The organism is Variovorax sp. P4_B11, from assembly GCF_056402355.1.
This window is the reverse complement of the sequence record NZ_JBFUHO010000061.1, coordinates 32,000-42,998: the sequence shown is the minus strand read 5'-3', so window position 1 is coordinate 42,998 and position 10,999 is coordinate 32,000. Positions and strand designations below refer to the sequence as shown.

Annotated in this window: 9 protein-coding genes; 4 read left to right on the top strand and 5 right to left on the bottom strand. The window is 65.0% G+C overall.

All coding sequences use genetic code 11. The annotated features are described in order from the left end of the window. Both AC1DYD_RS33625 and AC1DYD_RS33620 read left to right on the top strand, forming a co-directional pair. A partial coding sequence (locus tag AC1DYD_RS33625; protein WP_478177068.1) for a hypothetical protein occupies positions 1–188 on the top strand: 188 nt, incomplete at its 5' end. A gap of 400 nt (positions 189–588) precedes the next feature. Then, complete coding sequence (locus tag AC1DYD_RS33620) at positions 589–3,270, top strand: ATP-binding protein (protein WP_478177067.1); 2,682 nt, start codon at positions 589–591, stop codon at positions 3,268–3,270. Here AC1DYD_RS33620 and AC1DYD_RS33615 read toward each other — a convergent pair. From AC1DYD_RS33615 to AC1DYD_RS33600, 4 genes are all read right to left on the bottom strand, one after another. Then, positions 3,245–4,735: an FAD-binding oxidoreductase gene (locus AC1DYD_RS33615; RefSeq protein WP_478177066.1), complete on the bottom strand. Its 1,491-nt coding sequence runs from the start codon at positions 4,733–4,735 to the stop codon at positions 3,245–3,247. The genes AC1DYD_RS33620 and AC1DYD_RS33615 overlap by 26 nt on opposite strands. Before the next feature lie 279 nt (positions 4,736–5,014). Then, entirely contained in the window at positions 5,015–5,410 is a 396-nt protein-coding gene (locus tag AC1DYD_RS33610) for an MAPEG family protein (RefSeq protein ID WP_478177065.1), read from the bottom strand. Positions 5,411–5,442: 32 nt separating this feature from the next. Further along, positions 5,443–5,712 (bottom strand): hypothetical protein, encoded by a 270-nt coding sequence (locus tag AC1DYD_RS33605; protein ID WP_478177064.1) that lies wholly within the window; start codon positions 5,710–5,712, stop codon positions 5,443–5,445. 217 nt (positions 5,713–5,929) lie between these two features. Beyond that, positions 5,930–7,165: an MFS transporter gene (locus AC1DYD_RS33600; RefSeq protein WP_478177063.1), complete on the bottom strand. Its 1,236-nt coding sequence runs from the start codon at positions 7,163–7,165 to the stop codon at positions 5,930–5,932. Positions 7,166–7,310: 145 nt separating this feature from the next. On the opposite strand from AC1DYD_RS33600, the gene radA reads away from it, so the two are divergent. After that, a complete protein-coding gene (gene radA / locus AC1DYD_RS33595; RefSeq protein ID WP_478177062.1) occupies positions 7,311–8,702 on the top strand; it encodes a DNA repair protein RadA in 1,392 nt (463 codons plus the stop codon). 43 nt (positions 8,703–8,745) lie between these two features. Here radA and AC1DYD_RS33590 read toward each other — a convergent pair whose 3' ends face one another. After that, positions 8,746–9,765, bottom strand: coding sequence for an AraC family transcriptional regulator (locus AC1DYD_RS33590; protein ID WP_478177071.1), 1,020 nt, complete (start codon positions 9,763–9,765; stop codon positions 8,746–8,748). 149 nt (positions 9,766–9,914) lie between these two features. On the opposite strand from AC1DYD_RS33590, the gene AC1DYD_RS33585 reads away from it, so the two are divergent. Further along, positions 9,915–10,970: a beta-keto acid cleavage family enzyme gene (locus tag AC1DYD_RS33585; RefSeq protein WP_478177061.1), complete on the top strand. Its 1,056-nt coding sequence runs from the start codon at positions 9,915–9,917 to the stop codon at positions 10,968–10,970. The last annotated feature ends 29 nt before the right edge of the window (positions 10,971–10,999 follow it).

Below are 10,999 nucleotides of genomic sequence, written 5' to 3'. Positions count from 1 at the left end.
ACATCATGCCCAAGCTGGTCAGGGCGGTCGGGTTCATCGCGTCGGCGTTGTTCGCGCTCGTGGCAATGGAAATCTTTGCCGGACGCCAACTCACGCCCTTGTCGGCACCGTTGCCGTTCTTCGCCTATCCATTCCTGGTCGCCACGCTGTTCGGCTGGGCGTGGTCACATCTCAAAGAGAGAACATGATTCCCGACGCACCGCCTCGCACCAATGCGTGCGGCTGAATCTTGCGTCCGGCACCTTGCGGGCCACTTCCAGTCATTCGCGACGGTCCGCTTTCAAGCACCTGAACTCCAACCCCCTTAAGCATCTATTGATTCGGGGGGCAAGGCACCGATCGCACCGGCTTTGGCGCTGATGCACACCAGCGCCGCCCAAGGTGCGGAGCGTTCAAATCGCCTCAGCGAACTCGCGCACTCCGGAGCGACGACGGTTGTCATCCGCGGCGGATACACATGACAATGGTCGCCGTCACCAGTTCGCCACTTTGCACACCACCGATGAAACAAGCCGGCCGGTCTTTTCTCCGCGACGGGATCACGGCGTTCTGTCGGATGGTGCGTTCCCTTGCGTCCAGCGGTGACCTATGACGCAACTCCCCTCGGGCACGGTCACCTTCCTGTTCACTGACATCGAGGGCAGTACCAGGCTATGGCAGCTCTTCCCCGATGCGATGGGGGCCGCCCTTTCGCGGCACCATGCGCTGCTGACGGCCAGCATCGAGCGGCATGGCGGCTATCTGTTTCAGGTGATCGGTGACGGTTGTTGCGCGGCGTTCGCGGTCGCATCGGACGGCTTGGCTGCTGCGCTGGAAGCCCAGCGCACGCTTCGCACGGAACGCTGGGATGGGGTCGACTGCCTGAGCGTTCGCATGGCCCTGCACACCGGTGCTGCCAAGGTACGAGAGGGTGAGTTCAAGTCGGGAGAATACGTCTCTGGGATCACGCTGAGCCGCGTTTCGCGCATCCTGTCGGCTGGCCACGGCGGCCAGGTGTTGCTGTCGTTGACGACGGTCGAGCTCGTGCGCGACAAGTTGCCCCGGGAGGTGTCTTTGCGTGACCTGGGCCAGCATCTGCTGAGGGATCTGGCACAACCGCAAAGAATCTTCCAGCTCGCGGCGCCCGGGCTGCGCAGCGAGTTTCCTGCCCTGAAGGCACTGCATGCGCCGCCACACAATCTTCCCATCCCGCTCAACAGCTTCATCGGCCGCGAAGTCGAACTTGCGACGATCCGCGACCAGCTGCGGTTGACCAGGCTGCTTACCCTGTCCGGCCCGGGAGGGTCTGGCAAGACCCGGCTGTCGATCCAGGCCGCTTCATCGGTGTTCGGCGAGTTCGCCGACGGTGCATGGCTCGTGGAACTCGCGCCGGTGGCCGACCCGACCTTTCTGCCCACCGCCGTAGCCTATACCTTCGGCCTGCGTGAGGAGGGCTTGCGCAAGCCCGAGGACGTGCTGATCGATTTCCTGAAGGACAAGCAGGTGCTGCTGGTCATCGACAACTGCGAACACATGGTCGAGGCGGTGGCGCGCCTCGCACAGCGGCTGCTGGCTTGTTGTCCTGCAATCACGATTCTCGCCACGACCCGCGAGGCGCTGGGCATTCCCGGCGAGCTCGTCTTTCCGGTACGACCCCTCACGATGCCCGAAGCTGGCGTCGGCCCACTCGCCGAGGCCGAAGGTCTGTCGCAATATGAGTCGGTGCGATTGTTTATCGATCGGGCGGTTGCGGCCCAGCCGTCCTTTGCGGTGGATCGACAGAACGCATCAGCGGTTGCGGAGATTTGCGTCCGGCTGGACGGCATACCGCTGGCGATCGAGTTGGCGGCAGCCCGCGCCAAGATGCTCAGCGCGCAACAGATTCAAGCGCGCTTGAACGATCGGTTCCGCTTGCTCACCGGAGGCAGCCGAACGGCAATGCCGCGCCAGCAGACGCTGCGTGCCGCGATCGACTGGAGCTTTGACCTTCTTTCAACTCCCGAACGTGCACTGTTGAGGCGGCTCTCCGTGTTCGCGGGCGGCTGTACGCTGGCCGCCGCGGAGGCGGTTGCGTCGGGTGGGGAGATCGACCTTGCCGACGTGCTGGAACTGCTGAGCCATCTGGTCAACAAGTCGCTGGTCGGCGCACGGGAAGGAAAGGAGACGGTGCGCTATCAGCTGCTCGAATCGGTGCGCCAGTACGCCGCGGAGAAGCTGGTCGAGGCAGGCGAACTCGATGTCCTTCGCGATCGCCATCTCGACCATTTCCTTGGACTCGTCGAAGGTGCCGAACCGCACTTGTGTGGCGCGGGACAACTCGCTGCACTGCAGGCCATCGAGACGGAGAATAACAACGTGCGTGCGGCGATGGAATGGGCGGCCAGCGCGCACAGAACGCACCCTGGGCTGCGATTGGCGTCCCGCCTGGGACGCTACTGGTCCATACGCAGTGAATACAGCGAGGGTGTCCTCTGGCTGCGCCGCATGATGGCAGCGCCGAATGCCGTCGCGTACCCTGTCGAACATGCATGGGCCCTCTATTTCGTGGGCTACATGGCCTGGTTTCAAGGAGACAGGTCCGCCATGCACCGGGCGTTGAATCAGAGCTTTGAGATGGCCAGAGCCTGCGGCGACTGCCGCTGCGAGGCGTACGCGCTGGACTTCCTCGGCTTTTTTGCACTCGCGGAGGGAGACTTCGCGCTGGCCGACCAGCGCTTCGCGGACAGTCAGCTCGTCATGCGCGAGATCGATGACCGCTGGGGCGTGGCGTTCACGCTGTGGCACATGGGGATAAGCCGCAACGAACGACGCGAACACGAACACGCGCTGCGCCTGTGGGACCAAGCGCTCGCGATCTTTCGAACTGCGGGCGACAGTCTTCGGGCGGGCGTTCTGCTGCGCGTCATCGGGCTGGAACGCATGCGCAGCGGCGATGCCGATGGAGGTCTGGACTTGTTGCGGCAGTCACTGCGGATTGCCGTCGAGCGGCGAGCGAAATTCGAGATCGCGAACGCTCTTTGGGCCTTCGGTGAAGCTGCCGAGCACGACACGCAGTTGCACCCTACGCAACCGTTGCTGTTAGCCGCTCTGGGCGTCTATGACGCGATCGGCTCCCTTCGGTCGACGGGCGTCAATCTGCTTGAACTCGGCCGGGCAAGGCTCTGGTTCGATCGCCATAAGGAACAAGTCGACGCTGCCTTCGCGGCGGGGCAGATACCGGACATCGACGAGGCCATCGAACTGGCCATGGCATTCCGGCCGAAGCTCACGCAGCCGGCGGCGCCGGCTTGATATTGACGTTGAGGCGGAAGACGTTCCCCGGGTCGTATTCGGCCTTGATGCCCGCAAGGCGCTGGTACTTGGCCTCGCCGTAGGAAGCGCGCACGCGGTCCTCATCGGCTTCCACCATGAAGTTCACGTAGCCGCCCGACCCGGTTGCATGCGGGCGCATCGCTTCCCAGAAGTTGCGCACCCAGCTTCGATCGGCTTCGTACATCTCGCGATCGAGGGCGGCGGCTCCGATGTTGAACACGAAGTTTGCAGCTCGGCTTCCGCCGAAGGCCGTGTCGGCGTCGCCAGGGGTGCGGTAGGCACCGGACAGGACAAAGGTCGGGCAGAACGATAGCGGCGAGCTTTTCTTCGGTACGTGTTCGCCGATGACCGCAATCGCCGCGTCCGACAACTCGTCGAGGTAGAGCGCCTTCTCGTAGCCGAGCGTTCCCCAGGTCGCGCTGTCGTTGAACATCTGCTGGAGCGCAACGTAGGGAATCGGTGTGACCAACTCGAAGAGAGGCGTCACAGCCTCGCGAATCGGGGCGACGACGGCCTGGTGTTCCTCGGCCGATCCGAAGCCTGCGACCAGCAGCGCATGCCCGGGCAGGAACCGGTACTGCTCAGGAACAAACGGCGCAGGCGGCGCGCTCAAGCCGATCGCGAGGAAGGCCGTCGTGTTGGCGGGCAAGGTGTTGACGTACTCGCGGGCGAACTGCAGGGCCTTGGAGCCGTTGTCGAGGCCGAAGAAGAACAGCCCGAGGTTGACCAGAGGGCCCACGGGGTGAAGCGCAAACTCGAATGACGTGACGACACCGAAGTTGCCACCGCCGCCGCGCAGCGCCCAGAACAGGTCGGGGTTCTCTTCCGCTGACGCGCGGACCACGCGCGAGTCGGCGGTCACCACTTCGGCGGCGACGAGGTTGTCGCACGAGAGTCCGGCGGTCTTGGTGAGCCAGCCGATTCCTCCTCCGAGGGTGAGTCCTGCAATCCCGGTGTGGCTGATGAAGCCACCAGGGGTCGCCAGCCCGTGCGCCTGCGTCGCCGCATCGATGTCCGCCCAGGTCGCGCCGCCGCCGCACACGGCCCGCCGGGCCGAAGGATCGACGACGACGCCATTCATTGCGCCGAGATGGATCATCAAGCCACCATCGCACACCGAATTCCCGGCGTAGCTGTGACCGCCCCCGCGGACCGCGAGTTGGAACTCATGCTCGCGCGCGAAGCGGATGGCGTCTGCGACCTGATTGGCCGTGGTGCAGCACGCAATCAACGCAGGCTTGCGGTCGATGGCGCCATTCCAGATTGCGCGCGATTTGTCGTATTCAGGATCGCCGGGCGTCAACGTCTGCCCGCTGAAGGCCGTACGGAATGCTTCGATGCTGTCATTCATCTGATGCGTCATGGGGCCTCCTGAAGTCCTGCGAGCGGTGCACTCTACTCCGGCGTCGACGGCGACACAATTCGCTGGGGAGAAGAACTTCACGACGGTCTGCTAGTCGCCGTTCGCTCGACCTCGCTTCACCCTCTCATCTGCGGACGCTCCCGCCGTGCGCAGTCTTGTTGCTCAGATGGAGAGTCCAAGGCATTGAGCGGCTGCTTTCAAGCGCTGAATTCCTGCGTTCGTAGTTCCGCTTCGGCCTGGCATCCACGTAGCGCGGCGTCACCGTGTAGGTGTAGGTCCATCCCCCGCCTTGATGACGATGCGCAGGGCGGGGCAACGGGCGCTGGCCGCGCCGTGGAGCCGTGGCGGAATTCGATCCGGCTACAAGATGCCGGAAATCATCATCCCCAGCCCCGCGATGCTCACCACCCAGATCGCCGTGCGCAGATAGGTGATGCCGGCGCAGTAGACCGGGACGTACAGCACCCGGGCCCAGAAGAAGATCTGCGCGCCCGTGGCGATCTTCGGGCTGGTCGCGCCCGCTGCATGCGCCACCAGCGCGATCGCGGCGAACAGCACGAAGTTCTCGAGCGTGTTGCGGGCGGCGCGCTCGGCGCGCCCTGCGAAGAGCGTGGCCTCGGGCAGCTTGTCGCGGTTGCTCAGCGCCATCATGGTGCCGGACGGCGTCCAGCCCTTGACCCGGATGAGGCTCGCGACGAGCACGGTGAGCCAGGTCAGGATGGCCATGTAGATCACGAGCGTGAGGGTGCTGGTCATGTCGAGGTCCTTGAGGCTCTGGGCGTATCGGCTCAGCGGTTGAGGAAGTGGATGTCCGGCTTGTCGACCACCCCGACGGCCTGCATCGTCTCGCGCAGATCCGCGGATTCGGCGAACGCCTTGGCCCGGGCGATGTCCTGCGCCTCGAACAGCATCACGACCTCGTTGGCGTCATCGACGCCGCGCAGCAGGTATTGCTCGGTGAGTCCGGCCTCGTCGCGCTTGGGCGCGTGGGCGTCATAGCCCGCCTTCCAGACGGTGAAGTCCTTGACCTTGTGCCTGACCAGCATGAAACCGTTCATGACGATGCTCCTCGATCGGGTGGCGTCAGCGGGAATGAACCGGTCGCGGCAGCGCTGACCCGGCCGCGTTCGGTCGCTGTGGTACAGCGGCCATCCTCTCGCCCTTGGCAGATTCGGCGTGGGAGAACGATAGGCGCCCTGAGCGTTGGCGTCTTGCCTGGGTTTGTACCTAGCACCTGGCGGTTGGCATGAAGCCTTGCGCTGGCCGCCCAGGCGTCTATGTGGCGCCCTGTTGACCTCGTCCTGCTTGCCTCAGGCCGATGGCCGATGCAAACAGCAGCATGACGGACAACCCGGCTGCAGCCACGAACGACGACGCCCGCGTCTGGCTCGTGGTGAGCCAGGCCCCAATGCTGGGCCCGGCGACGACGGCAAGCATCTGGAGGCTGCGGGTGGAACTGCTGACTCGACCCAGGAGATCCCTTGGACAAAGGTTCTGCATGCTCACGCCCAGGCCGATGAGAAACAGCTCATACCCCATGCCGTTCACAGCCCAAAGGGCGACGTAGACCGAAACTCCCTGGCCCTTGGACGAAATCGCGGCAACGGCAATTCCCGTAGTCGAGATGGCGAACACCACGATTCCACTGCGAATGAGTTGCGCAGGAGTCCATCGAGTCAGCCCGAGTCGAACCAGCAGTGCACCCATCACCGCACCACCCGCCGTTCCCGCCACGACCAACGAAAAAGCCTGCGCGTCGAAGCCCGAATGCTTGAGGAAGCTCGCCACGTGAGGGTCATAGAGGGCCAGGGTCAGCGACATTCCAACTGCCAAGGCAATGGTGGCGATCAAGCGCCGATCGAGAGCGGCCATGGCACGAAATCCGGAGAGCAATTCACTTCTGATTTCGCGAACAATCCTGCGCGGACGCCGCTCGATGTCGAGATTCGAAAAAAGGCCGGGAAGAAGGCTGGAGCCGACGAACGTCAACGCGGCCGACGCCAGGAATGTGAGCTGTGATCCGGCGATGAGTCCTAGAACGCCCGCCACGAGCGGCGTTGCGATCTTCGAGACCTGATCGCAAACGCTGAGGCTGCTGAAGTACCGCGTCCTTTCGTCTTCGCCGACCACGTGATTCGTGAGGATGAAGGTGGAAGGCCAGTAGCACTGGTTCGCGAGCCCTTTCAGGAAGACCAAGGCGCAGAAGGCGCCATACCCTGGTGCAAACGCGATCAGGGCGGAAAGGATCGAGCGCGCATGGATGCCGAGCGCCATCGCCTTCCGAGGATCGGAGTGGTCGAGGAATGCGCCGATAAAGGGGCCAAGCACCAGGCTGGGTACGCCGAAGCACGCGGCAAGGAAGGCGATCTCCGAAGGGCTCGACCTCCAAAGAAATGCGGGGACCGAGAAGATGAGGAAGATATCGATCCATTGCGCCAGCCCCGCCAGGGCCTGCAAGCACAGAAGCCTGGATGTCGCGCATCTTTGGGCCTGGATGTGTGCGTCGCGCATGGTGCTTCTGAACATCCGTGTTTCGATCGAACGTTCAATGTATCGAGCCTCTTTCCGCCGATGCTGCACTCAACGCGCTGAAAGATCTGATCCCGGTCGGGAACCTTCCGGAACTCCCGCTCTGCGCCTCCCTACACTCACCCCCATGGCCAAGGAAAAAACCCTCTACGTCTGCAGCGAATGCGGCGGCACCAGCCCCAAGTGGCTCGGCAAATGTCCGAGCTGCGGCGCCTGGAACACTTTGATCGAGCAGGTTGCCGGCCCCGCGGGCGGCGCTGCCAACAATCGCTTCGGCACCCAGTTCTCGTCGCTGGCCGGCTCGGCCGAGCTCGCGACGCTGTCGGAAATCGAAGCCACCGACATCGCGCGCGCGCCGACCGGCATCGACGAGCTCGACCGCGTGCTGGGCGGCGGCATCGTCGACGGCGGCGTGACCTTGATCGGCGGCGACCCGGGCATCGGCAAGTCGACCTTGCTGCTGCAGGCGGTCGATGCGCTGCAGCACGCCGGCCGCAACGCGCTCTACGTCACGGGCGAAGAGAGCGGCGCCCAGGTGGCCTTGCGCTCGCGCCGGCTCGGCCTGGACCATTCGCAGGTGCAGGTGCTGGCCGAGATCCAGCTGGAGAAGATCATCGCCACGCTGGACGCGCACCGCCCGGCGATCGCGGTCATCGACTCGATCCAGACCGTGTACTCCGACCAGCTCACCTCGGCCCCGGGCTCGGTGGCCCAGGTGCGCGAGTGCGCCGCGCACCTGACGCGCTTCGCCAAGGCCAGCGGCACCGCCATCGTGCTGGTCGGCCACGTCACCAAGGAGGGCGCGCTGGCCGGACCGCGCGTGCTGGAGCACATGGTCGACACGGTGCTGTACTTCGAGGGCGACACGCATTCGAGCTTCCGCCTGGTGCGGGCCATCAAGAACCGCTTCGGCGCGGTCAACGAGATCGGCGTCTTCGCCATGACCGAGCGCGGCCTGAAGGGCGTGACCAACCCGAGCGCCATCTTCCTGAGCCAGCACGCCGAGCCGGTGCCCGGCAGCGTGGTGCTGGTCACGCTCGAAGGCACGCGGCCGATGCTGGTCGAGATCCAGGCGCTGGTCGACAACGGCGGGCCCAGCCCGCGGCGGCTGTCGGTGGGCCTGGACCGCGACCGCCTGGCGATGCTGCTGGCGGTGCTGCACCGGCATGCGGGCGTGGCCTGCATGGACCAGGACGTGTTCGTCAACGCGGTGGGCGGGGTGCGCATCAGCGAGCCCGCGGCCGACCTGGCGGTGATGCTCGCGATCACGTCGAGCCTGCGCGGCAAGCCGCTGCCCAAGGGCTTCATCGCCTTCGGCGAAGTGGGGCTGGCCGGCGAGGTGCGGCCGGCGCCGCGCGGGCAGGAGCGGCTGCGCGAGGCGGCCAAGCTGGGCTTCAGCGTGGCGGTGGTGCCCAAGGCCAACGCGCCGCGCAAGGGCACGAAGGAGATCGAGGGGCTGACGATCCACGCGGTGGAGCGGATCGAGGAGGCGCTCGATATCGTGCGGCAGATGCACTAGGCCCCCGGGCTTTCCCTGTCCTCGTTCGGCCTGATCGCGATGCTTATGCAACGGCCGCGTCGCCGTCGGGTGGTCTGCGACGCCACTTCGAAACGCTACAGCCGAAGCGGCTCCCGAACCATCGGGAGAACGCGCTCGAGGACGAGAAACCCAGCAGCGTCGCGACTTCGGACAGCGGGCGATCGCGGCTTTCCACATAGCGCGTCACGAGCTCCGAGCGCACCGCATCGAGGATCGACGAATAGCTCTCTCCGCCTTGCGCGAGATGGCGTTGCACGGTCCTGGGCTCCACGCCCAGGTGTTGCGCCACCCGCTCCACCGAGCACGCGCCTGATGGAAGCAGCGCCAGGATCAGTTCACTGACCTTTTCGGACATGCTGGCATTGGACTGTGCCAGCATCGCATCGAGGTACTGGCGCGTCTGATGCGCCATGACCGGGTCATAGGACGGCATCGCGGTGTCCAGGTCCGAGGCCAGGCACACGATACCGTCGAAGTCCTGGTTGAATGCAATCGCCGGGCCGAAGACCCGCGTGTGGACTGCAAGGCTGGCCGGCGCGTTGTGCGTGAAGCAGATCCTGCGCGGCCTCCAGGCTGCGCCGGCAATGATCCTCAGCATCCGGTGCAGAACGCCGAGCATGAGTTGCGTCGCCTGGCGCACCGAGCCGGGAAAGCCACCCAGCATGTCTTCGCGAATGATGGCCAGGCCCTCCGTCTCCTCGACCCTCAGGAAGACCGCCTCGTTCTGCAGCCGAAGGTAGTGCGCGATCGATTCGAGCGTCTTGCGCAGCGTCGGTTCTTCTCGCGCCACGAAGCCGAGCGGCCCCAGGTTGGAGAGTTCGCGGGTCTCGGCCATGCGCAGGCCGAAATCATCGATGCCCGCCGCCTGCGCCGAAGCTTCCAGCAGACGCCCCACCGCCTCGGCCGGAATCTTGATGTCCGGATCCAGCAGCACCGCCCGGTTGATGCCGGCGGCACTCAACTGTCGGTAGGGGTCGAGGCCGACCGATCGCGCCACTTCGACGTAATTGGTCAGGCTCGCGCTGCGAAGCAAGTAGGCCATCCGAGCTCCTGCGGTGTCGCGATATGCAAAACCATTGTCGCGTTTTGTCAAACCGAAATGTATGGAATCTCGATACTTCCCTGGCCCGCACAGCAACCATGCGCCGAGCAGATTCATTCTGAACCGACAACCCCCGAGGACGACAAACCATGCATTTCCTAGACGACTCCCTGCTGCCTGAAAACCAGGAAAAACTCGTGATCCAGGTCGCGCCCTACGGCCCGCAATGGGCGCCGGGCGACTCGGACGATATTCCGGTCACGATGGACCAGCAGGTCCAGAAGGCCGTCGATTGCTACAACGCCGGCGCCACCGTGCTCCATGTCCATGTGCGCGAAGACGACGGCAAGGGAAGCAAGCGCCTGTCCAAGTTCAACGAGATGCTCGCCCGCCTGCGCGAAGCGGTGCCGAAGATGGTGCTGCAGGTCGGCGGCTCGATCTCCTTCGCGCCGGAGAGCGAGGGCGCAGCCGCCAAGTGGATGAACGATGACACGCGCCACATGCTGGCCGAACTGAATCCGCGGCCCGACCAGGTCACTGTCGCGATCAACACCAGCCAGATGAACATCATGGAGCTGACGACCGAAGCCGACATGGCCGGCACCTCGCTCGCACATCCGGCAGTGCAGGCTGCCTACCGCGACATGATCGTGCCGTCCAATCCGTCCTGGCACGTCGAACACCTCCGGCGCCTGGTCGCCAACGGCATCCAGCCGCATTTCATGCTGGGCAACCTCACCCAACTGGAAACGGTCGAACGCCTGATCCGGCGCGGCGCCTACACCGGCCCGCTGATCCTCAACTACGTGGCCATCGGCGGCGGCGCGGCCGGGCTGAATCCGGCCGACATGATCGAGTTCGCCCGCCGCACGCCCGACGGTGCCGTGCTCACGCTGGAAACCCTGAATCGCAACGTGGTGCCGATGAACACCATGGCCATCGCGCTGGGCCTGCATGTGCGCGTCGGTATCGAGGACACGCTCTTCGGACCCGACGGTGAACGCGCGACCTCGGTGCAGCAGATCGAGAAGATGGTGCGCATTGCCCGCGAACTCAACCGGGACATCGCGACGGGCGAAGACGCGCACCGCATCTACCAGATCGGCACTCGGTGGGCATCCGCCGACGAGACCCTCGAGCGTCTGGGCATGCCGCCCAACCGGGCGCCGGCACAGCGCAGCACGCAGCTGCGCAGGGTCGCCTGAGTCAACACGCAGGAGTCGCCGCGGCAGCG

What these genes read in the sequence shown, in the direction of transcription:
- radA (WP_478177062.1), top strand. Translation starts at nt 7,311, where the DNA reads ATGGCCAAGGAAAAAACCCTCTACGTCTGCAGCGAATGCGGCGGCACC.
- AC1DYD_RS33610 (WP_478177065.1), bottom strand. Translation starts at nt 5,410, where the DNA reads ATGACCAGCACCCTCACGCTCGTGATCTACATGGCCATCCTGACCTGG.
- AC1DYD_RS33605 (WP_478177064.1), bottom strand. Translation starts at nt 5,712, where the DNA reads ATGAACGGTTTCATGCTGGTCAGGCACAAGGTCAAGGACTTCACCGTC.
- AC1DYD_RS33620 (WP_478177067.1), top strand. Translation starts at nt 589, where the DNA reads ATGACGCAACTCCCCTCGGGCACGGTCACCTTCCTGTTCACTGACATC.
- AC1DYD_RS33585 (WP_478177061.1), top strand. Translation starts at nt 9,915, where the DNA reads ATGCATTTCCTAGACGACTCCCTGCTGCCTGAAAACCAGGAAAAACTC.
- AC1DYD_RS33600 (WP_478177063.1), bottom strand. Translation starts at nt 7,165, where the DNA reads ATGCGCGACGCACACATCCAGGCCCAAAGATGCGCGACATCCAGGCTT.
- AC1DYD_RS33590 (WP_478177071.1), bottom strand. Translation starts at nt 9,765, where the DNA reads ATGGCCTACTTGCTTCGCAGCGCGAGCCTGACCAATTACGTCGAAGTG.